This is a genomic window from Pseudomonas sp. Sample_10 (assembly GCF_004321495.1).
GTDB lineage: Bacteria > Pseudomonadota > Gammaproteobacteria > Pseudomonadales > Pseudomonadaceae > Aquipseudomonas.
The window spans coordinates 173,576-199,256 of sequence record NZ_RCOE01000063.1; the positions used below are offsets into that span (position 1 = coordinate 173,576).

Below are 25,681 nucleotides of genomic sequence, written 5' to 3' on the forward strand. Positions count from 1 at the left end.
GCGTTATCGGACCTGGCAGGATGCTGGCGATCACTTTACAAAAACAAGAAACCGGAGCACCGCGTTATGAACAGCTTGCGCAATATGTCGATCAGCCGTCGGTTGTGGCTCATCTTGATCGTGGCCGTCATGATGCTGCTGGCCTTGGGCGTTTTGATGCTCAAGCAGATTCACGATGACCTGTATGACGCCAAGGCTCAAAAAACCCAGCATGTGGTGCAGACGGCCAGCGGTATCTTGAGTTATTACCATGGCCTGGAGACCACCGGCACGCTGAGCCGTGAAGACGCCCAGAAACAGGCGCTGACCGCCGTACGCGGCCTGCGCTATGACCAGAATGACTACTTCTGGATCAACGATCTGACGCCGGTGATGATCATGCACCCGGCCAACCCGAAGCTCGACGGCCAGAACCTTTCGGCGATCCGCGATCCCGACGGTTTTGCCGTGTTCAACGAAATGGTCGCCGTGGCCAAGAGCAAAGGCGCCGGGATCATCAATTACCGCTGGCCGAAACCGGGGGCCAGCGCGCCGGTCGAGAAAACCTCCTACGTCAAACTGTTCGAGCCCTGGGGCTGGGTGCTCGGCTCGGGGGTGTACATTGATGACATGCAGGCCGAGTTTTACGGGCAAGTATGGAAAGCAACGATCATTGGGGTGACCATTGCGCTGATCATGGTTGCGCTGGTGATCCTGATTGCCCGCAGCATCGTGCGTCCGCTCCAGGAAACCGTGAACGCAATGGCCAACATTGCCAGCGGTGAAAGTGATCTGACCCGCAGCCTCGACACCCATGGCCAGGATGAAGTCACGCAACTGGCGCGGCACTTCAATGCGTTCACCGCCAAACTGCGCCTGGTGATCGGCGAGTTGCAGGCATCTGCCAGTGCCTTGGGCCAGTCGTCCAGCGAACTGGGCAACGACGCCACTCAGGCCCAGCAACGCAGCCAGCAACAGTCGCAGCAAATGGAACTGGTGGCCACGGCGATCAACCAAGTCACCTATGGCGTGCAGGATGTGGCCAAGAACGCCGAACATGCCGCCAGTGAAATGCGCGACGCCGAAGCCCAGGCTCAACAAGGCCAGATCAACATCGACGGCAGCCTGCAACAGATCGATACGCTGTCTTCGACCATCGATCAGGCCGTGGAAGTCATTCGTACCCTGGCCGCCGAAAGCACGCAGATCGGCAGCGTGCTGGAGGTGATCCGCTCCATCGCCGAGCAGACCAATCTGCTGGCCTTGAACGCGGCCATCGAGGCTGCCCGTGCCGGCGAGCAAGGTCGCGGATTTGCCGTGGTGGCCGATGAGGTTCGACTGCTGGCCCAGCGTACACAGAAGTCCACGGCGGAGATCCAGTCGATGATCGAACGCCTGCAAAGTCATTCCGAAGCGGCGGTCAAGGTCATCGGCGACAGCAGCCGTGCGTCGCAACTGACGATTGAACAGGCTGGCCTCGCCGGCGCGAGCCTTAATGCCATCGGCCAGGCATTGCGCAATCTGAACGGATTGAATGCTTCGATTGCCAGCGCGACCTTGCAGCAGGCGCATGTGGTCGAGGACATCAATCAGAACGTGACGCAAGCAGCCGGGTTATCCCATTCCACTGCACTGGCGGCGGAGCAATCCAGTGCCGCCAGCGTGCGGCTCAGGGGCTTGAGTGAGCAGTTGAACGGGCTGCTGAAGCAGTTCAGGGTATAAGCCTTAAAAGAACGCAGGCTTGGGCAGCGGCTACAGGCTTGCCGAAGTCTGCGTTCTGTTGATCTGCAAACCAAAATCCGCTGCCTGCGGTTACAATCCGCCCCTCTTCGATTTTCTCCAAGGAACCGACATGTCCGGGCTTGAACTGTTTGCCGCCACCCTCGGTGTGATTGCCGTCTGGTTGACGGTCAAGCAGAACCCCTGGTGCTGGCCGATCGGCCTGGTCATGGTACTTATCTATAGCTGGATCTTCTTCGAGGTGAAGCTGTATTCGGACATGTTGCTGCAAGTGATCTATGCCGCGTTGCAATTGTATGGCTGGTGGCAGTGGACACGTGCGGGCGATGCCAGCCATGGCCGTGAAGTGAGCCGGCTGGACACGCAATCAGTGACCCTCGGATTGATCCTCGGTGCCATCGGCAGCCTGCTGCTGGGCGCCGCGATGGCGCACTGGACGGATGCCGCCCAACCCTGGCTCGATGCGGCCCTCACAGGTTTCAGCCTGGTGGCGCAAGTGTGGATGGCGCAAAAGCGCGTCCAGTGCTGGCCGCTCTGGATCGCAGTGGACGTGATTTTCGTCGGGCTATTCATTTACAAAGGCATGTACTTGACGGCCGCACTGTACGGTCTGTTTTTGCTGCTGGCCGTGCAAGGTTGGCGTGAATGGCGCGCGGCCCCGGCGTTACGCACATGAAAGTACTGGTACTCACAGGTCCCGAGTCGAGCGGCAAGAGCTGGCTGTCGGGCGAGCTGCAAGCGCATTTCGGCGGGGTGCTGGTTGGTGAATACGTGCGCCGATTCATTGAAGAGAACCCGCGAGATACCTGTCTGGCAGACATCCCGACCATCGCCCGCGGCCAGTTGCAATGGGAAGACGAGGCTCGCGCCTTGCTACCGCAACTGCTCATCCTCGACACCCATTTGCTCAGCAATATCCTCTGGAGTCGCACGCTCTTTGGTGACTGTCCAGGCTGGATCGAGCAGGCACTCCTGGCCCGGCGATATGACCTGCACTTGTTGTTGTCACCGGACAACGTTGAGTGGACCGACGATGGTCAGCGCTGCCAGCCTGAGTTGAAAGAACGCCAGGTTTTTTTCAACGACATCCGGGCGTGGCTTGAACAGCATAAGAAACCGGTGAAAGTCCTATGCGGCAACTGGGCTGAGCGACGCGCCCAGGCGTTTGATGCGGTTGCGAAATTGATTGGCCCTAGCCCCTGATTCTGGGGGTATTTACCCATCCTTTGCCCTTTTCTGGGGAAAAAGTGTCCGCTCCTGAAACACCCTTGTACCCGCAGAAGGCCTATCTCAACACTCTTCCCTCGTTGCCAACGCATTTGTTAAAGCGTTGATACACCTTCGCGCAAAGTACTGTTCTAGAGCATCGCAAGCACTTTGGCCCGGCGTAAGCACGACGAGCTGTCTCATGGTTGAAACAGCGTCGTTACCGTGCGCCCGGACAAAATCCACAAACTATTGAATCCAAACACAAATTCAAAACAGGCATAGCTTTCGCTCTCTCCTTCACAACGCTGACCAGGGCCAGCCCACAAAAAGAAGGAATTGCACCGTGGGGACTTACACGAAAGGCTTGACCTGCCTCCTGCTGATCGCAAGCGCCGCCAGCTCGGTGCTCAGTTTCAATGTCCAGGCTGAAGGCGATGGCGTTATCGTTCTTCAACGGACTGTCCAGCCGGTGCACATCGGCCGCAATCAGGGCAAGGATCCGAATCCGGTTACCGTCAATACCAACCCCTCGGCACGCATCACTGGTGAACTGAGCGATGGCGACTTCGCCAACGTCGCCAGCGGCACCTCTTTCCGTGGCGCCAACAACCAGGCCATGGGCGGCATGCAGGGTCTCAACACTGTCACCAACCCCAACGGCATGCCCGGCATGGGTGCCGGCCATCAGGGCGGCAGCGGCAATGCGATTTCGGGAACCATCAACCGCGCCATGAGTTCCGGCCTCGCCCCACTGGGCAGACTGGCTGGAGGTCAATGACATGAATCGCTCCCTGCTTTTCCTCGCTTTGTTCGGCTGCGCCAGCGTCATGGCTGATTCCGGCGTGAAGGCCATCAACAACGCGGACATTCAGGATTCCGGCACGCAATACAGGGGCAACTTCAACGTCAACCAGGCCGCTGGTGACCAACAGCAACAGACCAACGTTCGAGCGATCGCCATTGGCACAGAAGCCGGTGCGACCACCATTGTCAACCAAAGACTCAATACGCCCGCCAATCCGTCAATGAACGCGACGGCCACCATCGGCGGCACTTCTTTCAGCAATGGCAACGGTGTACTGGGCGTCAACCAGAGCGCCGGGGCCAACAACCAGATGGCCAACGTCATGCGCATCAGCATCAGTGCTGCTCCGCAGGCGATTGACGATAGCGCCCTTTCGCAACAGAACGTGGCGTTGCTACCAGGCTCAGGAGCAACTGGCACCCCAACCGGCAGTCGCCAGGTCGTGACAAGCGACCAGGCTTTCACCGGCAGCCGAGGGGTGATTCAGGTGAACCAGAGTGCCGGGGTGGGAAACCGAATGGCTAACACCCTGAGCATCCGGGTCGCTGACTGACCCAAACGCAGTGCGATTAGAAAGTACCAACACTTAACCAACTAATAAGCACGGAGAAACACCATGAAACCTACAATGGCCTTAAAACCACTGGTTTTCGCTCTCGCAGCAGTGATGGCAATCGCAGCACAAGCAGGCGGTCGTGATGATCACGGTCATGGCAATGGTCACGGCAACGGGCACGGCAACAACGGACCTAGAGGCCCGTCTCTGGAACAAATTCTGCAGATCACCGCCGGTGCCGGGGCCACCGTCATGGATCAGCAAAGCAGCAGCGGCAACGAAGTACTGAACCAGGGCACCACCAACCGTGCCACTGTCGAAAACTCGGCCAATGGCTCCAACGGCAACGTGGGCCTCAACAACGCTGGTGGCGACGGCAACCAACAAGACAACGCCGCTGCACTGGCTACTGCTGACGAAAGCTTCATCTTCGGCACCGCAGTCGCCGCTTCCAGCGCTACTCAAGTGAACGGCGGCAACACCGTATCCAACTACTCCAGCACTGCTCGCGCAACCCTCGACAACGTGGGTAATGGCGGTTCCGGCAACATGGGTGTGAACAACGCTGCCGGCAACTTCAACCAACAGAAAAACAACCTGGCAATTGCCGTATCGGGCGGCCGTGTCGCACAAGCTGCTGCAGCGGCCAACCAAAGCTCCACCGGCCTGAGCGTTACCAACAATGCTGATCAGGCCTACTCCACCGACACGCTCACCGGGACCTTCAACGCTGCCGGGAAATTCGTCGCAGTCGGCAAGGCAAAAACCGAAGGCAACGGCGGCGGCCACGGTGGCCCACGTCATGGCGGCGGCCACGGTGGTGGCCACGGCGGCAACGGCGACACCACTTCCGACTTCGTAGCCGTAGGTGTATTCGGTCTGGCTGGCGTAACCACTCAACAAGTGATGACTCCAGACGGCTGGAAAAACCCTGTCACCAACAATGCCAGTGTCAGCAACGTAGGCAACAACTTCTCCGGCAACGCAGGGTTCAACAACGCTGCCGGTGTTGGCAACCAACAAAGCAACTCGCTGTCCATCGCTGCCGGCTGCAGAGCCTGCCTGTAATCGCGATAGCACTGAAAGCCCCGGCAACGGGGCTTTTTTCCTCAGTCCCAAGGCGTATCGACCATGCGTAAGACTGCCCTTATCGCCCTTCTCTGCCTGTCTGGCCTGACCGAGGCCGCACAGATGTCAGTGGCCGCCCTGCCTGGCGGCACACTCATCTACAAACAGGTGCAGAGTTTGCGTGAGCGCAAATTCAGCAACATTGTCGAACAGAAGACCGATTTCAGCTGCGGCGCCGCCGCGCTGGCAACGATCTTGCGCCAGGCCTATTGGCTCGACGTCGATGAAGAGCACGTCATCAAAGGCATGCTGGTCAATGCAGACCAGGACCTGGTTCGTACCCAGGGTTTTTCCATGCTCGACATGAAGCGCTACATAGAAAGCATCGGCATGCGCGCCAGGGGCTACAAGATCCCGCCGGAAAAGCTCGACGCAGTAACAATCCCGGTGGTGGTACTGACGGAAGTTCGCGGTTACAAGCACTTCGTGGTGTTGCAGCGTGCTGACAAAAACTGGGTCTACATCGCCGACCCGGTACTCGGTCAAAAACGCTACTCCCATGATGACTTTGTCAAAGGTTGGAACGGTATTGTCTTCGCTATTGTGGGTGCCGGTTACGAAAAAACAAATGTACTGCGCAGCCCACCGGAACCCCTGACAGCCAAGAACAAGCTGGATAACTTCAACCCGGTCAAAGATGCTGAATTGATGGATTTTGGTTTCATACAGAGCGACTTCTTTTAATCGCCAACAAGAAGATTTGGAGCAGGACGCTCCGGGAGCAGCACATGAAAACCTCTTATTGGGTGGCGGCTGCGTGTCTGGTAGCCAGCACCTCAGGTTTTGCCAATGGATTCAAACCCATCGAGATAAAAGATCAGGAGCTGGCCGAGCTGCGTGGTCGATATGTGATGCCGGGCAGGATCATCAGCTTCGGTGTGGTCATGAGCAGTACCTGGCGCAATGCCAGTGGCGATCTGATCGGGGCAACCACCTCAATGCAGATACAGGCCGCAACGGTAAAACCCGAGTTCTACGTTTCAACCTATAGCCAAAGCGGTAACGGTGGACCTGCCGAACAAGGCACCGGCAGTGTGATTGGAGGTGCAGGACTCAACAGCACTCAGGGTATCAACCAGAGTGTGCGCGCCGCAGGTGACGGCAACAGCGCTTACAACAACATCGCCATTGATGTGAAAGAAGCCAGCCATGCGCCGGCTTTGGTACCGGCCCAAGGGCAGGCACTGATGGCCGGCCATACCATCACCGGCAGCAGCGCCGCTGGCAGCATTGCGGTTTCTGCCAGCAATGGCGGCGTGCAAATGGCTATTCAGGCCAACAACAATCAAGGTTCGGCCATCCAGCAAGTCGCCCAGGGCGGCCTGCTGCAAAACACTCGATTGCTGGGCAACAGCAACATGGTCAGCAACCTCACTCAGCTCAACGTCGTTCTCAATAACAATGGCCCGACTGCAGGTGCTTTGGACTGCAACCTGAACCAACTCACTGCCCTTCGCTCCCTGGGATATTGAACTACGCTGAGTCTCGACCATTAGGCATTAAAGGGACGGCTTGATTCATGTATCGATCAGTATCACTGCGTGCAGTTGTATGTTTGAGCACTCTGTTCCCGGCGGTGATGGTGCAAGCAGCACCGAATGCGGAAGTAGAGCTTCTGAAACAGGAACTTATGGAGCTGAAGCAACGATACGAAGCACAACAAAAAGCCCTGGCGGTACTCGAACAACGGGTCCGCCAGGTTGAGGAACAACCGGCAGCCCCTCCTCCGAAACGCCTGGCCAAATCGCCAGCAGACATGAAAGGCAACTCGCAAGTCGCGGTCGGCACCGGTGCTGCAGCGGCTTCGGGAGGCGCAGCCGGGGGCGGCAGTTCCTACGGGCAGTCGCTGGCAGACGATTCCCAACCGGCACAAAGCGTTTCCAACCTGTATGACGAGGCCAGCGGATTCTTCGGCGGCGGCAGGTTCAGCGTGGAAACCGGGCTGACCTATTCGCGGTACGACACTCGCCAGTTGATCCTTAACGGTTTCCTCGCACTGGATTCTATCTTTCTGGGCAACATCAACCTTGACCGGATCAAGGCCGATACCTGGACACTCGACCTGACCGGTCGCTACAACTTCGACAACCGCTGGCAATTCGACCTGAACGTGCCGGTGATCTATCGCGAATCCACTTACCAGTCGGGCGGTGGCAATGGTGGCTCCGCCGGTGTGACAACCGAAGAAACCGTAACCCGCGATCCGGAAATCGGTGACGTCAACTTCGGTATCGCCTACAAATTCCTCGACGAGTCGGTCAACACGCCCGATGCGGTGGTCACCTTGCGCGTCAAGGCTCCTACCGGCAAGGACCCGTTCGGCATCAAGCTGCGCCAGGTGGACGCCAACTCCAACCTGTTCGTACCTGACACACTGCCGACCGGTAACGGCGTCTGGTCGATCACGCCAGGCATTTCCCTGGTCAAGACCTACGACCCGGCCGTGCTGTTCGGCAGCCTGTCATATACCCATAACTTCCAGGAGTCATTCGACGACATCAGTTCAACGGTCGGACAGGACAACCCGGGCAAAGTGGACATCGGCGACAGCTTCCAGCTCGGTGCCGGTATTGCATTCGCCCTCAACGAGAAGATGAGTATGTCGTTCTCGGTATCCGATGTGGTGCAACGCAAAAGTAAAATCAAACAGGATGGCGGTGATTGGGAGTCGGTGGTATCCAGTGACGCCAACGCGGGCTACTTCAACATCGGCATGACCATTGCCGCCACCAACGCCCTGACCATCGTTCCCAACCTGTCCATCGGCATGACGGACGATGCCCCGGACTTCCAGTTCAGCCTGAAATTCCCGTACTACTTCTGATCCACAACATAAAGCCTGGCTGCGATCTCAATCACAGCCAGGCTTTTTTGTTGGCTGCCTAGCGAATTTGATGCTTGTGCAACAACCGATAGAACGTCGGCCGCGAAACGCCCAGCACCCGTGCAGCCACACTCAGGTTGTCGCTATGGCGATTCAACACATCGCACAGCGCCTGACGCTCGGCCCGAGTCTTGTAGTCCTCGAGCGTGCCCATTGGCGTGGCAATTGCCTGCTGGCTGATCAAGCCCAGATCCCGCGCTTCGATCTGCCGGCCTTCAGCCAGTACCAGCCCACGGCGGACCCGGTTGGCCAGCTCACGGACATTGCCCGGCCAATCATGTTTACCCATGGCAATCAACGCGTCTTCACTGAAGCTGCGAGGACGGCGCCCGGTTTCATGGCTGTAGAAATGGGAAAAGTGGTTGGCCAGCATCGACAGATCGCCATGACGCTCACGCAGTGGAGCTGTCACGACTTGCAGGACATTCAACCGATAGTACAAGTCTTCACGAAAGCGTTTCTTTTCAATCGCTGCTTCAAGATCAACGTGGGTCGCCGCCAAAACCCGCACATCCACGGGAATAGGCTGACTGCCACCGACCCGTTCGATGTGTTTTTCCTGGAGGAACCGCAGCAGGTTGGCCTGCAGTTCCAAAGGCAAATCACCGATTTCATCGAGAAACAACGTGCCGCCATTGGCCGCTTCGATTCGTCCGACCTTGCGTTGATGGGCGCCGGTAAAGGCCCCCTTTTCGTGGCCGAACAGTTCCGACTGGATCAGATGCTCAGGTATTGCCCCGCAATTGATCGCGACAAAAGGCTTGCTGTGACGTTGGGATTGTCGATGCAGCGTGCGCGCGACCAATTCCTTGCCGGTACCGCTCTCGCCCCGGATCAGCACCGGCGACTCGGTGGGTGCCAGTTTGCTCAGCAGTTTGCGCAGCTCCCGTATCGGCTTGCTGTCGCCAAGCAATTCATGTTCAGGCTGATCGATATGAACAGTGCCCTGACCGCGCAGGCGCGCCATGCCGAACGCGCGCCCGAGCGTGACCTGTACCCGGGATACATCGAACGGCAAGGTATGGAAATCGAAAAACCATTCACAGACAAAGTCGCCTACGTTCTGCAATCGCAGGACTTCCTGGTTGAGAACGGCAATCCACTCCGTACCGCTGCGGCTGATGAGTTCTTTGACGGCATCCGGTCGTTCGAGGTGAAAAGGCTGCAAGCGTAGCAGCCCAACGTCACACGTTCGGTCGATGGCGTTTTCCAGCGAACAGCTGTCTACATCCCAACCCACGGAGCGCAATCCCGGTAATAGACGATGACAGTCGTCACACGGGTCAACCACTAATAGACGTCGTAAGGCAGGCGCTTCACTCATGACTGTTCCTTGGCGCCAAATTTAAGAAATTTTATTAAAAACAGTCATTTGGCGGACCTGGCTGTAACATTAGCAAGAATTTGACGTGTGCTTGTACCGATTGACTATAGGGTTATTGCGGAATTAGTTATAAGCAGGTAGTTGGATAGTTACCTAACGAACTTCAATCTTTCATTAAGCTTTCAAATAGCCACTTTTGCGTGGGTCTTTCGAAAGAAAGTTGAAATTTCTTTTGTTTGGGTGTGACCTGAACCTTGGTTGCGGACATCAGTACAAGTAACCAGCCGATTGGTAAGCCCAACCTTCGGCACATCATCTGATTGGGCAATACTGAGAGAACATTCCATGAACGCCCCGATCCGTATCAACGAAGCTCTTTTAATTGCCGACCGCGCTTTCAAGCCTTTTCAGTGCGTGGCCTGGGCGCCACAGGATGGCAACGGTGAACTCAGCCTGACGGTTATTGACCGGACCAATACCAGTATAGGTCGCAAGCTGATCCCCAGCAGTGCCTACACCGATCCGGCACAGCTCGAACGTTTGCTTGAACAGGCCCGTGCCGAGTTGAGCGAAGAAGGTTACACGCTCCAGTCATGGTCGATGCCGCATTGATCCTTGTGCGGATTACTCCGTGAGTAATCCGCGCCCTCTTTGTCTTGATTAGTTGCCTGGTCAACCCCGGCATATCTGTATTTGCGACGTATTGCTATTTGAACTTCGCAACGCCTGGATTCTTTGCAGGCTTGCCTTTGGTTCGAAAAGACACTGTTGTGGCGCACTACGACCCTCCGTCTGTTAGTTCTGTCAGTTGTGCATCCAAGCATTCAAGGATTGAATGATCTCCTTATCAGGTCGCCTCCCCCAATCCGTATAAGGACGACTCGCAAGGAGATGCGTGCATGTCAACCCAGTCCGTTTTAGCCTTCCCTCTACCCGCCCATTCCTCGGGACAGCTCGACACACGTTTTGCCTCCCATGGCCAAGCGCAGGTGTATTTCGCCGACAGTCTTTCAAGCATGACCAACGGGGTCACGATCGATTCCAGCGGCCGGCTGTTGGTGGCGGCAAAAGTCGGCATGGCGGACGGCAGCCGTTTCGGTCTGGCGCGCTTGCTGGAAGATGGCTCGGCAGATTTGGGCTTCGGCAAACAAGGCAGCATCATCGGCCAGTTCGAACCGGGCTTCGATGCGATGGCCGGGAAGGTTCAGGTACTGCCGGATGGTCGCCTGCTGGTCATCGGCCTGCATTACGAGAATGCCCACCGCACGCTGCCGGCCCTGGCGATGTTCGACGCACAAGGCCGTCCCGTCCAGGAATTCGGTGACAACGGCCGTTGCGTCGTTCGATTGCCGGGCAATCTGTCCCATGGTGTGCGCGATGCCTGGCTGCCACCCGGCGTGCCCGGGGCCGAAGCTTGCGATATCAACGTCCAGGAGGATGGCCGGATTTTGCTGGTGGCCAATCACCATTTTGAGCTGGCAGACCACGCTGGCATTCTCATACGCCTCGACACCGATGGATCCCTGGACCCAACCTTCAATGGGCGAGGGTTCGTGATCGTCAGGCATTTGCTGATGAACACCTGGCTCAGTACGCTGAAACTGCAGAGTGATGGCCGCATCCTTGTCGGCGGCTCGATCAACTTCCCCGAGGAAGGTTTGCTGGCCCGTTATCACAGTGACGGCAGTCTTGATGAAAGTTTTGCCGTGGACGGTTTCATGAGCTTCAAGGCGCAGGGTCGCAGTGCCCAGATCAGCCACATCGTCCAGCATCAAAACGGTGACATTCACTGTTTTGGCAGCAGCCGCGATCCGATGCACTGTCTTGCCTTGAAAGTGCACAGTAATGGTCGCCCGGACATTCATTGCAACGGCGGCCTGCCGCAATTGCTGGAAATCGCTCGTGGAGGCAGTCAATGGACCGCCGCTCACCTGCAGCCTGATGGCCATGTGCTGACCGCCGGAGCCACCATCGGTGGTATCGAGGCCGATTTCCTGGTGGGCCGCTATCAACCTGACGGGCAGCTGGATTCGGACTTTGGCGACCGCACCGGATGGGTTCGCACGCGTCTGGGCCGCAGCCTCGACACGGCCACCTCTATCACCGTCCAGGACGATGGCAAGATCGTTGTCGGCGGCTATTCACTTGATGGCAACTATCGGGCAGTTGTCGCTCGCTATCTGGCATAGTCAAAAGGTACTTTTCCTACACTTGATCTTCTTCTCCGCTTACGGCAACTTGCGCGCTTCTTTATACAAGGAGTAGCCGATGTCCGGTTCCATGGCCCAGGCGTTCGCGCATAACTTTCTCGGCAACTCACCCCGCTGGTACAAGGTTTGTATTATCGGTTTCCTGATACTCAACGCGTTGGTCTTTTGGACCGTAGGGCCGGTTGCCGCAGGATGGCTGTTGGTGCTGGAGTTCATCTTCACCCTCGCCATGGCGCTCAAGTGCTATCCATTGATGCCGGGTGGCTTGTTGTTGGTCGAAGCGCTGCTGCTGAAAATGACCACCCCTCAGGCACTTTACGACGAACTTCTGCACAACTTTCCGGTGATCCTGCTACTGATGTTTATGGTGGCGGGTATCTACTTCATGAAAGATCTGCTGCTGTTCCTGTTTTCACGCTTACTGCTCGGGGTTCGCTCCAAGGCAATGCTGGCGTTGATGTTTTGTTTCCTGTCTGCGTTCTTGTCGGCATTTCTCGATGCATTGACGGTGACCGCCGTGATCATCAGCGCCGCCGTGGGGTTCTATTCGGTGTATCACCGCGTGGCATCCGGCTCCGATCCGCGTCAGGACAGCGAGTACGGCGATGACCAGAAACTACCTGCACTTCATCATGGCGACCTGGAACAATTCCGCGCGTTCCTGCGTAGCTTGCTGATGCATGGCGCAGTGGGCACCGCGCTCGGCGGCGTTTGCACACTGGTGGGTGAGCCGCAAAACCTGTTGATCGGCCATGAAATGGGCTGGCACTTTTCCGAGTTCTTTCTGAAGATCGCGCCGGTCTCGTTGCCGGTGTTGGTGGCAGGCCTGGTGACCTGCGTTGTGTTGGAGAAGCTGAGCTGGTTCGGATACGGCACGTTGCTGCCGGACAACGTACGCGCGGTGCTGGCCAATTACGCTGATGAAGACAATGCCGAGCGTACTTCGCGTCAGCGCGCTGCATTGATCGTGCAAGGCGTGGCGGCCTTGATTTTGATCGTCGCGTTGGCATTTCATGTGGCTGAAGTCGGCCTGATCGGGCTGATGGTCATTGTGTTGATTACCGCGTTTACCGGTATTACTGACGAGCATCGGCTTGGCAGTGCGTTCAAGGACGCCATGCCGTTCACTGCACTCTTGGTGGTGTTCTTCGCTGTAGTGGCGGTGATTCACGATCAGCAGTTGTTCACGCCGCTGATCCAATGGGTGCTGGCCCTGCCCGCCGATCAACAACCGGGCATGCTGTTCATCGCCAATGGCTTGTTGTCTGCCATCAGTGACAACGTGTTTGTCGCGACCATTTACATCACCGAAGTGAAGCAGGCGTTCATCTCCGGACACATGAGCCGCGAGCATTTCGAAACGCTGGCCATTGCGATCAACACCGGCACCAACCTGCCAAGCGTGGCAACACCCAATGGCCAGGCAGCGTTCCTGTTTCTCCTGACATCCGCTATTGCACCGCTGATTCGACTGTCCTATGGACGCATGGTCTGGATGGCCTTGCCCTATACCGTGGTAATGGGTGCGTTGGGTTGGTATGCCGTGAGCTACTGGCTGTAATCGTTCTATCCCTGCAGGGGCTGCCGAAGGCGGCGATTTCTTGATCTTGAACTTGAAGAACAAAATCAAAAAATCGCAGCCTCAGGCACCTCCAGAGGGCGGTATCTGAGGCTCGAACCCCACGGGCAGCAGCAACGTGCCGTCCAGGTCATCGGGCAGAACGCGGGTCGCTCAGTCCAAACAATGCCAGACCCGACCATCACGGCTCAGCAGTTCTTCAGCGGACGGCGGACCGTCCTCGCCCGCCGCGTAACCTTGCACCGTTGAATCCTGCTGCCAGGCATCGAGAAAGGGTTGCACTGCGCGCCAGCCATTCTCGATGTTGTCGGCACGCTGGAACAGCGTCTGATCGCCGGTCAGGCAATCGTAGATGAGCGTTTCGTAGCCGGTGGACGGCTGCATCTCGAAGAAATCCTTGTAGGCAAAACCCAGTTCGATGTTGTCCATCTTCAAGGCCTGCCCTGGCCGTTTAGCCAGCAAATCGAACCACATACCTTCATTGGGCTGGATCTGGATCCGCAGATAGGTCGGGGCCAGTTCATCGACTGCGGTATCGCGGAATTGCGCGTACGGCGCCGGTTTGAAGCAGATGACGATCTCGGTGTCACGCACACTCATGCGTTTGCCGGTGCGCAGGTAGAACGGCACGCCAACCCAGCGCCAGTTGTCGATCATGACTTTGAGGGCGACATAGGTTTCGGTATTGCTGTCGGGGGCCACCTTGTCCTCTTCGCGATACCCCGGCATGGGTTTGCCGTCGACCTCGCCAGCGGTGTACTGCCCGCGCACCGAGTTGGCCCGGGCCTCTTCGACCGACCAGGGGCGGATCGCACCAACGACCTTGGCTTTCTCACTGCGCACGGCGTCAGCGGCAAAAGCAGCCGGTGGCTCCATGGCAACCATCGCCAATAATTGGAACAAGTGATTGGGCACCATGTCGCGCAGGGCGCCGGTGTGTTCGTAGAAACTGCCACGGGTTTCCACGCCGACGGTTTCGGCGGCGGTGATTTGCACATGGTCGATGTAATGGTTGCTCCAGAACGCTTCGAACAGGCTGTTGGAAAAGCGGCTGACGAGAATGTTCTGTACGGTCTCTTTGCCCAGGTAGTGATCGATGCGGTAGATCTGCTTTTCCGACATGACCTTGAGCAAGCAAGCGTTCAACGCTTCGGCGGTGTGCAGGTCAGACCCGAAAGGCTTTTCGATCACCACCCTTCTGAACGCCTCGGGCGTTTCTTCCAGCAGACCGGAGGCGCCGAGGCGGCGAACGACCTCACTGAAGAAACGCGGCGCGGTAGCCAGGTAAAACACCGCATTGCCAGTGCCGCTGTCGGCAATTTTCGCCGCCAGCGCTTGATAGGTGCTGTCGTCCAGGAAGTCGCCCTGGACGTAGCTGATGTTTCTTGCGAGTTGAGCCCACAATTGCGGATCAAGAGACTGATCTCCCTTGCCGACCTTGGTGGCCACTTCGTTGCGAATGAAGTCTTCGAGTTTTTTCGCGAAGCCTTCATCGCTGATGGCGTTGTGGTCAACGCCAATGATCCGCAGTCCATCCCCGAGTAACCCGTCGCGCTTGAGGTTATACAGCGCCGGCATCAGCAGACGCTTGACCAGATCACCATGTGCGCCAAACAAAAACAGTGTGGTCGGTGGTGCGGGTTCAGTCTTGGATTTTCTGCGGATCGCATGGGTCATTTTTTCGCAGTCTCCACGTGGCCGCCGAAGCCGAAGCGCTGGGCCGAAAGGACTTTGTCGCCAAATGAGCCCTGCCCGCGTGAACGGTAACGAGAGAACAGCGAGTTCGACAGCACCGGCACCGGCACCGCTTGTTCCATGGCAGCTTCAATGGTCCATTGACCTTCGCCGCTGTCGGCTACGGAGCCGGAGAAACCATCGAGTTTCGGATCGCTGGCCAGCGCGTCGGCAGTCAGATCGAGCAACCATGAGGACACCACGCTGCCGCGACGCCAGACTTCGGCAATGTCGGCGACGTTCAGGTCGAAGCGCTGATCTTCGGGCAGTTTCTCGCTGTTCTTGGTCTTGAGGATGTCGAAGCCCTCGGCAAAGGCCTGCATCATTCCGTACTCGATGCCGTTGTGGATCATCTTGACGAAATGCCCGGCGCCAGCAGGGCCGGCGTGGATGTAACCGCGCTCGGCACGGTCGTCATCGGACTTGCGGTCTTTGGTGCGCGGGATATCGCCCATGCCCGGTGCCAGGCTTTCGAACAACGGGTCGAGGCGCTTAACGGTCTCGGTATCGCCGCCGATCATCATGCAGTAACCGCGCTCCAGGCCCCAGACGCCACCGGAAGTACCGACATCGACGTAGTGCAGACCTTTTTCGGCGAGGGTTTTCGCCCGGCGGATATCGTCCTTATAGAAGGTGTTGCCGCCATCGATAATAGTGTCGCCGGCTTCGAGCAAGGTGCTCAGGGTGTTGATGGTGTCTTCGGTCGGTGCGCCTGCCGGCAACATGACCCACACCGCTCGCGGCTTGCTCAGGCCAGCCACCAGGGCCGGCAGATCGGCTACGCCGGTGGCACCCTCTTCGGCCAGGGTTTCGACAAAAGCGGTATTGCGGTCGTACACAACGGTGGAATGTCCGTTGAGCATCAGGCGCCGCGAAATATTACCGCCCATGCGGCCCAGTCCAATAATCCCGAGTTGCATGTGCTGATGCTCCCTACTACAAATAAAAAGTGTGTCAAAGGTTATAGCCCAACGCGACTCATTCGGTTTAGTCCAGCGAGCAGGCGTGAAGTTTCCGGGCATTGTGCCCGATCCTGATTGATAACGTCGGGAATCGTGCCGAAGACACACCGACCATGAAAAATAAAAAAGTTCCCTTCGGGGGCAAAAGAAATCAAAATTGGCGCCGATAGTAGATCAGCCGCTGATTTCAGGCGGATCTACAGTTGAGACACGCCATTTGCGAGGTGAGCAATGGGCACAGTACACACCGCACTGCCAGCACAAACCCTTTACGTCACAATTCGTCGCGATGAATTGCGTCAGTTGAAAGATGAGCACGAGCAAATGAAGCAGGAGCTGGCGCACTTGCGCTTGCTGATCCAGGGTCAACAGCCGTTAGCGGTGACCCAGCGCGCCCCTCACGCCTGATCTCTCGCTTGAATCGGAAGCAGCACCGCCCTGCTTCCGACACGCCATAGCGCTTTGCCAGTCCTGGCAACTCACAAAGTTTTCACATCCGCTTGTTGATACTCCGGTTCATTGTGGCCGCTCGGTATGCGCGCGCCTCCCGTTCGTCGGCGACTTTGCAGTGGCTCGACGGTGGAAGTGAATAGAGATTGGAGCGGTGAATGTCTTGGTTTAAACGCAGCGAACAGTCTGCGAATGGTTTCGATTGGGCAGGCTTTCTCTGGCTCTTTTTGTTCTTCTGGTATTTTTCCGGCATCACCCAACTGCTGATTCAGTTGACCGGCACTTCCGGTTTTTCCGGCTTTCGCCAAGCCTTCGTGATGAGCGCCATCTGGCTCGCGCCGATGTTGCTGTTCCCGAAACAGACCCGCGTCATGGCCGCCGTGATCGGTGTTGTGCTGTGGGCCTGTTCCATGGCCAGCCTGGGTTACTTCTTTATCTATCAGCAGGAATTTTCACAAAGCGTCATCTTCATCATGTTCGAATCGAACGTGTCTGAAGCCGGCGAATACATGACGCAATACTTTGCCTGGTGGATGGTCCCGGCCTTCCTCGCCCATACCGCCTTCGGCTACTTCCTGTGGACGCGCTTGCGCCCGGTGTACCTGCCGCGCGGCAAGGCTTTGGTCGCAGCCACAGCGATCCTGGTGGCCGTTGTCGGTTATCCATTAGTCAAACAAACCCTGCGCACCGGCAGTTTTGCCGCCGGCTTCGAAAAATTCGAAACCCGTATCGAACCGGCAGTGCCTTGGCAGATGGCTGTGGCCTACCACCGCTATCTGGACACCCTGGCCGGTATGCAGGAGATGCTCAATAGCGCCAGCACGATTCCCCCCCTGCACAACTTCAAGGATTCGATGGCCAACCAGCCCTCCACCCTGGTGCTGGTAATCGGTGAGTCCACCAATCGGCAACGCATGAGCCTGTACGGCTACCCGCGCAAGACCACGCCGGAACTGGACAAGCTGAAGGATCAACTGGCTGTCTTCGATAACGTCATCACGCCACGCCCCTACACCATCGAAGCGTTGCAGCAGGTATTGACCTTCGCCGACGAAGACAACCCTGACCTGTACCTGAGCACGCCTTCGCTGGTCAGCATGATGAAACAGGCCGGTTACAAGACCTTCTGGATCACCAACCAGCAGACCATGACCAAGCGCAACACCATGCTCACGACGTTCTCCCAACAGGCCGACGAGCAGGTGTACCTGAACAACAACCGTAACCAGAACGCCGCCCAGTACGACGGCGACGTCATCGAGCCGTTCAACAAGGCCCTGGCTGACACCGCGCCGCGCAAGCTGATCGTCGTGCATTTGCTCGGCACGCACATGAGTTACCAGTACCGCTACCCTTCGACTTTCGACAAGTTCAAGGATCGCAACGGTGTTCCGGCCGGTGTCCGTGACGATCAGTTGCCGACCTACAACAGCTACGACAACGCGGTGCTGTACAACGACTTCGTGGTGTCGAGCCTGATCAAGGACTACGCCAGGACCGACCCGAACGGCTTTTTGCTGTACCTCTCCGATCACGGTGAAGACGTCTTCGACTCCCCGGGCCACAGCACGCTCGGGCGCAACGAAAGCAAACCGACAGCGCCGATGTACACCATCCCGTTCATGGCCTGGGCCTCGCCAAAATGGCGTGAAACCCATGACTGGAACTTTGCCGCTGATCTGGGGCGGCCGTACAGCAGCTCCCATCTGATCCACACCTGGGCAGACCTGGCGGGCCTGAGTTTCGATGAGCTCGATCACAGCAAGAGCCTGGTCAGCGACAGCTTCAAGCCTCGCCCCTTGATGATCGGCAACCCGTACGAACGGCAACAGCGGGCGTTGATTGATTTCAGCCTGATCAAACCGAAAGCGCCGGTCGCGGCGGAAGTTGTCCTCAAATAGTCAGTTCATTGCAACACAAACCCGGTGGGAGCACGCTTGCTCCCACCGCAGATTCAAAGATGTGCAATAGCGTTCCCATTTAACGGAATCGGCGGATAATGAGCGTTCGACTTTGATTCATTGACTCATGGACGACAGGCATCCGACATCTTTAAGTGGGAGGCACACCATGAAACGCACCACACTCATTCTCGCCGCACTCATGACATTCGGTTCCGCCAGCGCATTTGCCGAAGGAGGCGCCGAGCGCATGAGGTATTACTTCGAAACGCTGCGCTACAACCAGCAACTGGCACTGGGCAATATCACGCAAAGCCAGGCCAACGAGCTGCGGGTCCCGGACGACCAAACCGCACAAATGACTGAAACCTACAAACCGAAATGATTGACCTGGTTACTTGCTTGCAAGCGCGAGCCTGCTCGCGATGATCGCCGACGATGGCGCGTGAACTCTGATTCACCGCGGCGTATTCGCCTTCTTCGCGAGCAGGCCCCCTCCTACAGTGGCTTGATCCAGAACATCATGCGCCCGTGGGCGGGGTCGAACTCGCCTGGCGCAAAGCCGAACTTGCCGTAGGAGGCTTGCGCCACCGCATTGCCCTCCAGCACCTCCAGAGTGATTTTGCAGCAGCCACGCTGACGGGCGATTTCTTCGACCTTTTGCAGCATCCGCTGGCTCAAACCCAACCCGCGAAACTTCGGCACCACCGCCACATCGTGGACATTGACCAATGGCCGGCAGGCAAAAGTCGAAAAGCCTTCAAAGCAATTGATCAGCCCGGCTGGTTCGCCATTGACGAACGCCAATACGCTGAACGCATGCGCGCGCTTGGCCAGCTCGCCCGGTAGATGCTCCAGAACACTGGCGGCCAAGGCATGACCGCCGCCCATCGGGTCCTGGGCGTAGCTGTTCAGCACCAGCCCGATGGCTTCGGCATGCACCGGGTTGGTGTAGCTGGCTTGCAGTACAAGAATTTCTGCGGAATCCATTTCCATCCTCGATCGAAAAAAGGCCCCGGAACGCAGTTCGTCCTGGAAGGCCGGCGTGACGATATCGCGAGCAGCAAAAAATCGAAAGGTCCTAATGCCCCCAGATCAAGGCTTCGGTCCAGCCTAACTCGGCGAAATCCTGTGCTCGCAGGGACGATTCACCCGCGCAGAAAAACTCGTCCAGTTGCGGTGGTTTGACCCGCGTTCCACTGAGCATCGCGTGAACCTGGCCACGATGATGGATCTGATGCTCGAACAGATGTGACAACAGACGCAAACGGCTGTCGTACTGCGGCGTATCGCGGGCAATGGTAACGATTTTGCCCAGATCGGCGTCACGCATCTGTTCGCAATAAGCGATCAGGCGTCGGTCAACATGTGCCTGTTCGCGCTTGAGATCCACAGCGCGGGTGAACGGCTCGTCCTCATTGAAAAACACTTGGCAATCGGGATGAGGCTCATCGCCGCGCAGCTCCCGCTCAAGGGCATCCACGTAAAACCAGTCGCAGGTCAGGATGTGATTCAGGGTCGCGCGGATACTGGGAAAGAAACTGACGCGGTGCGCCTGCAGCTCATCCTCGCTCAATTGGCACCAGGCCTTGGCCAGGCGATGATTGGCCCAGGCATTCTGGTAAGCCATGGTCAGCAAGTGATGCGAAAGAGGTTGATTCATGGTCATTCCTCCTGGGTTTCAAACCTCGGCGAAACGTTCCAGCTGCATTTCCTGCAGACGACTGAGCGTGCGGCGGAACGGGAATTCCAGATAACCCTCGGTGTACAGCGCATCCATCGGCACTTGTGCTTCGAGGTATAACGGCACTTTGCGGTCGTAGCACTCATCCACCAGGGCAATAAAACGTCGCACGCCGTCGTCGTGCACCGACAACTGCGGCAACTCCCGGTCGCCGGCTTCCACGCGCACGGGCGCGTCTTCGGTGCCCCGGGCAATGCGTCCGGCACGTTTTTGCGCGCTGAGGTTGGGCACGTCACTCAGCACAATAGCGCTGAAGGTGTCACACAAAGCCATGAAATCCATGGCGGCGAACGGCTGCTCACAGAGATCGGCGTAACGACACCAGAGCACGGATTGACTGGCTTGCACCACAGCCAGCGGTCGATAACCCACGTTGATCGGCGCGCTGGAAACCGTTTGCCCCACGGTCAGGACCTTGAACACATCCGCCAGCGGACTGGGCTGTCCGGGTTCGGCAACCCAGTAGCGTTGCAACCCCTGCCCCGGATGCAGACGATGATCCTCGCCGCCGTCGACTGCAATCACCTGCATATGCTGTTTGATCGCGGCAATGGCCGGCAAGAACCGGTCGCGGTTGAAGCCATCGGCATACAGTTGATCGGGTGGAAGGTTGGAGGTGCAGACCACCACCACGCCCTGTTCGAACATCACCTGGAACAGGCGCCCGAGAATGATTGCGTCACCAATGTCATTGACGAACAGCTCATCGAAGCACAGCACCCGCACTTCTTCGCTCAATTCACGCGCCAGCGCCTTCAGCGGGTCAGCGGTACCGGTCAATTGAAACGAGCGCTGGTGCACCCAGCCCATGAAATGGTGAAAGTGCTGCCGCCGGGCCGGCACCCGCAAGTGCTGGTAAAACTGATCCATCAACCAGGTCTTGCCGCGCCCGACCGGCCCCCACAGGTAAACGCCCATGACGGGCGAGCGCCCTTCATGCAGCGCTTCATGGCACTTCTGCAAGGCCCAGACGGCATGTTCCTGGGCTTCGTCCTGGACGAAGCCCTTCTGTTCGATGGCGTGTTGCCAGGCTTTGAGTGGGGAGTCGACATTCATGCGCGGCAGTATGCCACCAGATCGCGACAGCTACAGTGAAATGTCCAACCGGGCGATCTTGCCCTGATCATTGAGGCGGAACATGTAGCGCAACGTCAACGGACTGCCGGGAAATGTGCCGGAAATCAGGCCGTTGACCAGCACCTTTCCAGTGCGTTGCTGCACTCCCAGCACTTCGACCCGTGGCTGGTACCGCTCGGCCGTGTCCTGCATCCATTGGGCGATGGCCTGGGTGCCGACCCGATGCTGGCCCTCATCGAACACATTGGCATCTTCAGCGAAAAAACTGCCGACGCGCGAAGTGTCACGGGCATTGGCAGCAGCAATGTAGGCGGCGATGGCCGGCGCCAGCGCAGAAGCTGAATGAGACATGATATGGCTCCTTGTTGGTTGATTCTGGAGCCATGCTAGAACAGGTGAATGTCAATTCTTGTCAGGAGTGAAACGCCCTGCATCGTCCAGTTGCATCTGCTTGCGCCATGTTCGCAGCAGGTCGCTGCGTCGCCCCGGATAGCGCTCGCCCTGCTCCCTGGCTTGCGAAATACGGTCTGTGCGAAAGGTGCGATAGGCACTGCGCAATTCGCACCAGGCGACGATGATTCGCACCTCATTGAGAAAACCCAGGGCCAGTGGCCAGATCAACCGCTGGCTGGGCACTTGCTGCGCGTCTGCATAATCGATGTGCAACTTGGCTTGACTGCGAATGGCCTGGCGAAACACGTTCAACGGCACCGCATTTGGCGCAAAGCCATAACCGGACGGTCCCGGCAGAACGGTCGGATTGTGCAACGCGTCCAGCGCTTCCGGCGCCAGTACTGCGGCAATCTTGGCCAGGGCGTCGGCAGCGGCTTTGCTCAATACCTCGTCCCCTCGCTGGTCGACATAACGCAAGCCAAGCACGATGGCTTCGGTTTCATCGGCATTGAGCATCAACGGAGGCAGGAACAGACCGCTGCGCAACACGTAGCCAATTCCCGCCTCGCCATAGATCGGTGCACCGAGGGCGGTGAGTTCGGCGATGTCGCGATACAGCGTGCGTTCGGAGATGTCCAGTTCCCCGGCCAGCGTCGCCGCCGTCACCGGCCGGCTTCTGCCGCGCAACACTTGCAACAACGTCAGTAAACGAGTGGTTCGCGACACGATCGGCAGGCCCAGTCCGGAAATTCGAGTGAGCTTAGCAGAGGCCACTGACAGAAATTGGCAGTAGCAAACACTCAGATTCGGGCGCCATCATAGCGCCCGCTTGAAATGTGCAAAATCATTTGGCCAGTTCAGCTTGCTCCCACGGGAGATTGCTACTTAACGGTCGACCTTATGTTTTGCCGCATAGAGGCACAACATTTCCATTGCCAACGTCGCCGCCGCGAGCGAGGTGATGTCTGCATTGTCATAGGCTGGCGCCACTTCCACCACATCCATGCCCACCAGATTGATCCCGCGCAAGCCGCCGAGGATTTCCAGCGCCTGCACCGTGCTCAATCCGCCACACACCGGCGTGCCGGTCCCCGGGGCGAAAGCGGGGTCGAGGCAGTCGATGTCAAACGTCAGATACACCGGGTTGTCGCCGACCCGCGCCCGAATCGCTTCGACGATTGCATCCACGCCACATCGATGCACCTGTCGCGCGTCCAGCACCTCAAACCCCTGATGATCATCGTTGGTGGTGCGCAAGCCGATCTGCACTGAGCGTGACGGATCGACCAGCCCTTCCTTGGCCGCGTGCCAGAACATGGTGCCGTGGTCGATGCGCTTGCCCTCTTCGTCCGGCCAGGTGTCGCTGTGGGCGTCGAAGTGGATCAGCGACAGCGGCCCGTGTTTGCGGGCGTGAGCCTTGAGCAGCGGATAGGTAATGAAGTGATCGCCACCAAAGGTCAACATCGCGCTGCCGGCACCGAGGATATGTTCGGCGTGGGCTTCGATGGCTTGCGGAGTCGACTGTGGTGAACCGTAATCGAAGTCGCAATCGCCGTAGTCGATCACCGCCAGATGATCGAACGGGTCGAAGGCCCACGGCCAGTGGCGTTCCCAGGCAATCCCGGTGGACGCTGCACGAATGCCGCGTGGCCCGAAGCGTGCGCCGGGACGGTTGCTGGTGGCGGTGTCGAACGGCACACCGCTGACCGCCACGTCGACACCGCGCAAATCGCGGCTGTAACGACGGCGCATGAAACTGGTGATGCCAGCGTAAGTACTTTCGGCCGCGGTGCCGTAGAGGCTGTCACGGGTGATGGCTTGGTCGTTCTGCGCTGGGACGTCCATTGAAGGCTCCTTGTTATTGACGGCTACGGAAACTGGTCCATACGCGGGTGCGCTGGCGCATGTCCTTGAGGCTCATGCTGCGGTCGGCATACAGCCGCTCACGCACCTCGGCGGGCGGGTAAATGTCCGGGTCGGTGCGCACAACCTCATCCACCAGCGACGTTGCAGCCTGGTTGGCGGTGGCGAAAAACAGGGTATTGGTCAGTGCGGCGACGGATTCAGGGCGCAGCATGAATTCGATGAACTGGCGCGCCGCTTCGGGGTGCGGTGCATCCTTGGGGATTGCCAGGTTGTCCTGCCACACGAGCGTGCCTTCCCTGGGAATCCGGTAGGCAATGTCATAGGGCTTGGCCGCCTTGCGCGCCTGTTCGGCGGCCATGCTCGCGTCACCGTTGTAGGTCAGTGCCAGGCACACACTGCCATTGGCCAGATCATTGATCTGCCGGCCGCTGGCGACGTACAGCACCGATGGCTGCAATTGCTGCAATAACGCCTGGGCCGATTCGAGATCGCGCTTGTCGGTGCTGTAGGGGTTTTTGCCCAAGTAGTGCAGTGCCAGGCCGATCACCTCTTGCGGTGAGTCGATGATCGCAATGCCGCAGTCCATGAGCTGGTGGGCATATTCGGGCTTGAACAGCAGGTCCAGGCTATTGAGCGGCACGTTCGGCAGGCGTTGTTTGACCGCCTGCACATTCATTCCCAAGCCCAGCGTACCCCAGGTGTAGGGCACGCCGTAGCGGTTGCCGGGATCGACCGCCGCCAGTTTTTCCAACAGGTCGGGATCAAGATTGGCGTAACCCTTCAAGCCATCGTGGGGAATGGCTTTGAGTGCACCCGCCGCCAGGCCGCGTGCCAGCACACTGGAGGACGGCACCACCACGTCATAGCCACTGCCACCGGTCAGCAGTTTGGTTTCCAGCACTTCCGGCGCATCGAAGGTGTCGTAGCGCACATGAATGCCGGTCTCCTGCTCGAATCGCTTCAAGGTTTGCGGTGCCACGTAATCGGCCCAACTGTAGAGGTTGAGCACTTTCTCCTCGGCACTGGCCGACGCGGACACGACAAGAAACAACGCGGGTAAACACAGCTTGAACGTGGGAGCCATGACGAACACCTGACCATTGGAAGTGGTTGCAGGATGCCGCGTCGGATACATTGGTGAAATATCACGTTTATTAACCTGACATTACCCGGGAGTAATGTTTGATGCTCGGTCAACTCCACGATGTGGACCTGCAACTGTTGCGTCTGTTTGTCAGTGTGGTGGAGTGCGGCGGCTTCAGCGCGGCGCAGGGCGAGCTGGGCTTGAGCCAGTCGAGCATCAGCCAGCAAATGGCCAAGCTCGAGACTCGCCTCGGCTATCGGCTGTGCAGCCGTGGCAAGGGTGGCTTCAATGTCACGCCCAAGGGCGAGCAACTGCTCAACGCCACGCGCAGCCTGTTCGAGTCCATCGAAGCGTTCCGTCACCAATCCAATGGCGTGGCCGGTCGCCTGATCGGCGAAGTGCGCCTGGGCTTGTCCGAAGCGCTGGATCAATCGGTGCTGCAACGGGTCGCGGAGGCCATCCGACGCTTTCGCCAGCGCGACGAATCGGTGCGTATTGAGTTGATGAGTGCCATGCCCGGCGAAATGGAACGCCTGCTGCTGCAACAGCGACTGGATTTGGCGATCGGGTACTTCTCGCAGATCCAGAACGCTTTTGATTACCGCCAACTTTTCAGTGAAACCCAGCATTTGTATTGCGCAGTCGGCCATCCGCTGTTCGCCGATGCAGCGCCGGATGACCGGGCCCTGCAAGCCTGCGACCGGGTCGATCACCCTTACCGCTTCCTGCGCAGTGACGAGCCCTTCCAGGGCAAACTGTGTTCGGCGCGGGCAGAACAGGTCGAAGGCACCCTCGCCTTTATTCTGTCCGGCAAGCATATCGGTTATCTGCCCAGCCACTTTGCCCGTGCTTGGGAAGACAAAGGCCTCTTACGTGCGGTGCGCCGCGAGGAAATGAGTTTCGACGTGGCGTTTCATCTGGCCAGGCATCGGGCGCTGGTGCCGGGGGATGCGCAGAAAGCGTTTGAAGAGGATTTACTGGCGGCTTTTGCCTGAAGGTTCTTTTGCCGTGATCGGACCGTTCTGGCATCCTGCGCCTCCATTTTCCGACCCGGTC

At 58.1% G+C, this 25,681-nt stretch carries 26 protein-coding genes; 16 read left to right on the forward strand and 10 right to left on the reverse strand.

From position 1 onward, the window contains the following. Window positions 1-66 precede the first annotated feature (66 nt). From D8U18_RS05970 to D8U18_RS06010, 9 genes are all read left to right on the forward strand, one after another. On the forward strand, window positions 67-1,701 hold the full coding sequence (locus tag D8U18_RS05970; RefSeq protein ID WP_056855443.1) for a methyl-accepting chemotaxis protein: 1,635 nt from the start codon (window positions 67-69) through the stop codon (window positions 1,699-1,701). Between the two features lie 130 nt (window positions 1,702-1,831). Further along, on the forward strand, window positions 1,832-2,395 hold the full coding sequence (pnuC, locus tag D8U18_RS05975) for a nicotinamide riboside transporter PnuC (protein WP_056855595.1): 564 nt from the start codon (window positions 1,832-1,834) through the stop codon (window positions 2,393-2,395). Next, on the forward strand, window positions 2,392-2,922 hold the full coding sequence (locus D8U18_RS05980) for an AAA family ATPase (protein ID WP_131107268.1): 531 nt from the start codon (window positions 2,392-2,394) through the stop codon (window positions 2,920-2,922). The genes pnuC and D8U18_RS05980 overlap by 4 nt, the downstream gene beginning before the upstream one ends. A 349-nt stretch (window positions 2,923-3,271) precedes the next feature. Continuing rightward, window positions 3,272-3,706 carry a hypothetical protein gene (locus D8U18_RS05985; RefSeq protein ID WP_130905609.1) on the forward strand — a complete coding sequence of 145 codons (435 nt, stop codon included), beginning with the start codon at window positions 3,272-3,274 and terminating at the stop codon, window positions 3,704-3,706. A 1-nt stretch (window position 3,707) separates the two neighbouring features. After that, entirely contained in the window at window positions 3,708-4,286 is a 579-nt protein-coding gene (locus D8U18_RS05990) for a hypothetical protein (protein ID WP_056855446.1), read from the forward strand. 63 nt (window positions 4,287-4,349) lie between these two features. Then, window positions 4,350-5,357, forward strand: coding sequence for a hypothetical protein (locus tag D8U18_RS05995; RefSeq protein WP_056855447.1), 1,008 nt, complete (start codon window positions 4,350-4,352; stop codon window positions 5,355-5,357). A gap of 63 nt (window positions 5,358-5,420) precedes the next feature. Next, window positions 5,421-6,101, forward strand: a complete 681-nt coding sequence (locus D8U18_RS06000; protein ID WP_056855448.1) for a C39 family peptidase — start codon at window positions 5,421-5,423, stop codon at window positions 6,099-6,101. 44 nt (window positions 6,102-6,145) lie between these two features. Continuing rightward, a complete protein-coding gene (locus tag D8U18_RS06005; protein WP_056855449.1) occupies window positions 6,146-6,889 on the forward strand; it encodes a hypothetical protein in 744 nt (247 codons plus the stop codon). A gap of 47 nt (window positions 6,890-6,936) precedes the next feature. Beyond that, window positions 6,937-8,241, forward strand: a complete 1,305-nt coding sequence (locus tag D8U18_RS06010; protein WP_056855450.1) for a hypothetical protein — start codon at window positions 6,937-6,939, stop codon at window positions 8,239-8,241. A 58-nt stretch (window positions 8,242-8,299) separates the two neighbouring features. Here the strand turns inward: D8U18_RS06010 and D8U18_RS06015 are convergent, their stop codons facing one another. Further along, entirely contained in the window at window positions 8,300-9,625 is a 1,326-nt protein-coding gene (locus D8U18_RS06015; protein ID WP_056855451.1) for a sigma-54 dependent transcriptional regulator, read from the reverse strand. Between the two features lie 345 nt (window positions 9,626-9,970). Between D8U18_RS06015 and D8U18_RS06020 the strand changes: the two genes are divergently transcribed. The 3 genes from D8U18_RS06020 to nhaB all read left to right on the forward strand — a co-directional run bounded on the left by D8U18_RS06020 (window position 9,971) and on the right by nhaB (window position 13,396). Then, window positions 9,971-10,237, forward strand: coding sequence for a hypothetical protein (locus D8U18_RS06020; protein ID WP_056855452.1), 267 nt, complete (start codon window positions 9,971-9,973; stop codon window positions 10,235-10,237). A gap of 287 nt (window positions 10,238-10,524) precedes the next feature. Continuing rightward, window positions 10,525-11,814 carry a hypothetical protein gene (locus tag D8U18_RS06025; protein ID WP_130907268.1) on the forward strand — a complete coding sequence of 430 codons (1,290 nt, stop codon included), beginning with the start codon at window positions 10,525-10,527 and terminating at the stop codon, window positions 11,812-11,814. A 79-nt stretch (window positions 11,815-11,893) separates the two neighbouring features. Beyond that, window positions 11,894-13,396, forward strand: a complete 1,503-nt coding sequence (gene nhaB, locus D8U18_RS06030) for a sodium/proton antiporter NhaB (protein WP_130930940.1) — start codon at window positions 11,894-11,896, stop codon at window positions 13,394-13,396. Between the two features lie 171 nt (window positions 13,397-13,567). On the opposite strand, the gene zwf is transcribed toward nhaB, so the two are convergent. Together zwf and gnd are read right to left on the reverse strand one after the other, a co-directional pair. Beyond that, window positions 13,568-15,091, reverse strand: a complete 1,524-nt coding sequence (zwf, locus tag D8U18_RS06035; protein ID WP_056855455.1) for a glucose-6-phosphate dehydrogenase — start codon at window positions 15,089-15,091, stop codon at window positions 13,568-13,570. Then, window positions 15,088-16,068 (reverse strand): phosphogluconate dehydrogenase (NAD(+)-dependent, decarboxylating), encoded by a 981-nt coding sequence (gnd, locus tag D8U18_RS06040; RefSeq protein ID WP_131107269.1) that lies wholly within the window; start codon window positions 16,066-16,068, stop codon window positions 15,088-15,090. The genes zwf and gnd overlap by 4 nt, the downstream gene beginning before the upstream one ends. A gap of 273 nt (window positions 16,069-16,341) precedes the next feature. Here gnd and D8U18_RS28705 point away from each other — a divergent pair, with 273 nt between their 5' ends. From D8U18_RS28705 to D8U18_RS06050, 3 genes are all read left to right on the forward strand, one after another. Further along, on the forward strand, window positions 16,342-16,518 hold the full coding sequence (locus D8U18_RS28705; RefSeq protein WP_177336590.1) for a DUF6026 family protein: 177 nt from the start codon (window positions 16,342-16,344) through the stop codon (window positions 16,516-16,518). A 200-nt stretch (window positions 16,519-16,718) separates the two neighbouring features. Next, window positions 16,719-18,461 (forward strand): phosphoethanolamine transferase CptA, encoded by a 1,743-nt coding sequence (locus D8U18_RS06045; RefSeq protein ID WP_130905614.1) that lies wholly within the window; start codon window positions 16,719-16,721, stop codon window positions 18,459-18,461. Window positions 18,462-18,630: 169 nt separating this feature from the next. Further along, entirely contained in the window at window positions 18,631-18,846 is a 216-nt protein-coding gene (locus D8U18_RS06050) for a hypothetical protein (RefSeq protein ID WP_056855458.1), read from the forward strand. 113 nt (window positions 18,847-18,959) lie between these two features. Here D8U18_RS06050 and D8U18_RS06055 read toward each other — a convergent pair whose 3' ends face one another. The 7 genes from D8U18_RS06055 to D8U18_RS06085 form a co-directional block, all read right to left on the reverse strand. Beyond that, a complete protein-coding gene (locus tag D8U18_RS06055; RefSeq protein ID WP_056855459.1) occupies window positions 18,960-19,451 on the reverse strand; it encodes a GNAT family N-acetyltransferase in 492 nt (163 codons plus the stop codon). Window positions 19,452-19,542: 91 nt separating this feature from the next. Beyond that, window positions 19,543-20,124 (reverse strand): DinB family protein, encoded by a 582-nt coding sequence (locus D8U18_RS06060; protein WP_131107270.1) that lies wholly within the window; start codon window positions 20,122-20,124, stop codon window positions 19,543-19,545. 18 nt (window positions 20,125-20,142) lie between these two features. Then, entirely contained in the window at window positions 20,143-21,261 is a 1,119-nt protein-coding gene (gene zapE / locus D8U18_RS06065) for a cell division protein ZapE (protein ID WP_130905616.1), read from the reverse strand. A gap of 30 nt (window positions 21,262-21,291) precedes the next feature. After that, the gene (locus D8U18_RS06070; protein ID WP_056855462.1) at window positions 21,292-21,633 is read right to left on the reverse strand and encodes a nuclear transport factor 2 family protein; all 342 of its coding nucleotides are present in this window, start codon (window positions 21,631-21,633) and stop codon (window positions 21,292-21,294) included. 51 nt (window positions 21,634-21,684) lie between these two features. Next, complete coding sequence (locus D8U18_RS06075) at window positions 21,685-22,401, reverse strand: YafY family protein (protein WP_056855463.1); 717 nt, start codon at window positions 22,399-22,401, stop codon at window positions 21,685-21,687. 159 nt (window positions 22,402-22,560) lie between these two features. Next, complete coding sequence (speB, locus tag D8U18_RS06080; protein WP_130930937.1) at window positions 22,561-23,520, reverse strand: agmatinase; 960 nt, start codon at window positions 23,518-23,520, stop codon at window positions 22,561-22,563. A 13-nt stretch (window positions 23,521-23,533) separates the two neighbouring features. After that, window positions 23,534-24,625 (reverse strand): polyamine ABC transporter substrate-binding protein, encoded by a 1,092-nt coding sequence (locus tag D8U18_RS06085; protein ID WP_131107271.1) that lies wholly within the window; start codon window positions 24,623-24,625, stop codon window positions 23,534-23,536. A 101-nt stretch (window positions 24,626-24,726) separates the two neighbouring features. Here D8U18_RS06085 and D8U18_RS06090 point away from each other — a divergent pair, with 101 nt between their 5' ends. Next, a complete protein-coding gene (locus D8U18_RS06090; protein ID WP_056855465.1) occupies window positions 24,727-25,620 on the forward strand; it encodes a LysR family transcriptional regulator in 894 nt (297 codons plus the stop codon). Window positions 25,621-25,681 lie beyond the last annotated feature (61 nt).

Bases quoted from the DNA above. Each gene is read 5' to 3' on its own strand.
- D8U18_RS05970 (WP_056855443.1), top strand. From the start codon at position 67: ATGAACAGCTTGCGCAATATGTCGATCAGCCGTCGGTTGTGGCTCATC.
- pnuC (WP_056855595.1), top strand. From the start codon at position 1,832: ATGTCCGGGCTTGAACTGTTTGCCGCCACCCTCGGTGTGATTGCCGTC.
- D8U18_RS05980 (WP_131107268.1), top strand. From the start codon at position 2,392: ATGAAAGTACTGGTACTCACAGGTCCCGAGTCGAGCGGCAAGAGCTGG.
- D8U18_RS05990 (WP_056855446.1), top strand. From the start codon at position 3,708: ATGAATCGCTCCCTGCTTTTCCTCGCTTTGTTCGGCTGCGCCAGCGTC.
- D8U18_RS05995 (WP_056855447.1), top strand. From the start codon at position 4,350: ATGAAACCTACAATGGCCTTAAAACCACTGGTTTTCGCTCTCGCAGCA.
- D8U18_RS06000 (WP_056855448.1), top strand. From the start codon at position 5,421: ATGCGTAAGACTGCCCTTATCGCCCTTCTCTGCCTGTCTGGCCTGACC.
- D8U18_RS06005 (WP_056855449.1), top strand. From the start codon at position 6,146: ATGAAAACCTCTTATTGGGTGGCGGCTGCGTGTCTGGTAGCCAGCACC.
- D8U18_RS06010 (WP_056855450.1), top strand. From the start codon at position 6,937: ATGTATCGATCAGTATCACTGCGTGCAGTTGTATGTTTGAGCACTCTG.
- D8U18_RS06015 (WP_056855451.1), bottom strand. From the start codon at position 9,625: ATGAGTGAAGCGCCTGCCTTACGACGTCTATTAGTGGTTGACCCGTGT.
- D8U18_RS06020 (WP_056855452.1), top strand. From the start codon at position 9,971: ATGAACGCCCCGATCCGTATCAACGAAGCTCTTTTAATTGCCGACCGC.
- D8U18_RS06025 (WP_130907268.1), top strand. From the start codon at position 10,525: ATGTCAACCCAGTCCGTTTTAGCCTTCCCTCTACCCGCCCATTCCTCG.
- nhaB (WP_130930940.1), top strand. From the start codon at position 11,894: ATGTCCGGTTCCATGGCCCAGGCGTTCGCGCATAACTTTCTCGGCAAC.
- zwf (WP_056855455.1), bottom strand. From the start codon at position 15,091: ATGACCCATGCGATCCGCAGAAAATCCAAGACTGAACCCGCACCACCG.
- gnd (WP_131107269.1), bottom strand. From the start codon at position 16,068: ATGCAACTCGGGATTATTGGACTGGGCCGCATGGGCGGTAATATTTCG.
- D8U18_RS28705 (WP_177336590.1), top strand. From the start codon at position 16,342: ATGGGCACAGTACACACCGCACTGCCAGCACAAACCCTTTACGTCACA.
- D8U18_RS06045 (WP_130905614.1), top strand. From the start codon at position 16,719: ATGTCTTGGTTTAAACGCAGCGAACAGTCTGCGAATGGTTTCGATTGG.
- D8U18_RS06050 (WP_056855458.1), top strand. From the start codon at position 18,631: ATGAAACGCACCACACTCATTCTCGCCGCACTCATGACATTCGGTTCC.
- D8U18_RS06055 (WP_056855459.1), bottom strand. From the start codon at position 19,451: ATGGATTCCGCAGAAATTCTTGTACTGCAAGCCAGCTACACCAACCCG.
- D8U18_RS06060 (WP_131107270.1), bottom strand. From the start codon at position 20,124: ATGAATCAACCTCTTTCGCATCACTTGCTGACCATGGCTTACCAGAAT.
- zapE (WP_130905616.1), bottom strand. From the start codon at position 21,261: ATGAATGTCGACTCCCCACTCAAAGCCTGGCAACACGCCATCGAACAG.
- D8U18_RS06070 (WP_056855462.1), bottom strand. From the start codon at position 21,633: ATGTCTCATTCAGCTTCTGCGCTGGCGCCGGCCATCGCCGCCTACATT.
- speB (WP_130930937.1), bottom strand. From the start codon at position 23,520: ATGGACGTCCCAGCGCAGAACGACCAAGCCATCACCCGTGACAGCCTC.
- D8U18_RS06085 (WP_131107271.1), bottom strand. From the start codon at position 24,625: ATGGCTCCCACGTTCAAGCTGTGTTTACCCGCGTTGTTTCTTGTCGTG.
- D8U18_RS06090 (WP_056855465.1), top strand. From the start codon at position 24,727: ATGCTCGGTCAACTCCACGATGTGGACCTGCAACTGTTGCGTCTGTTT.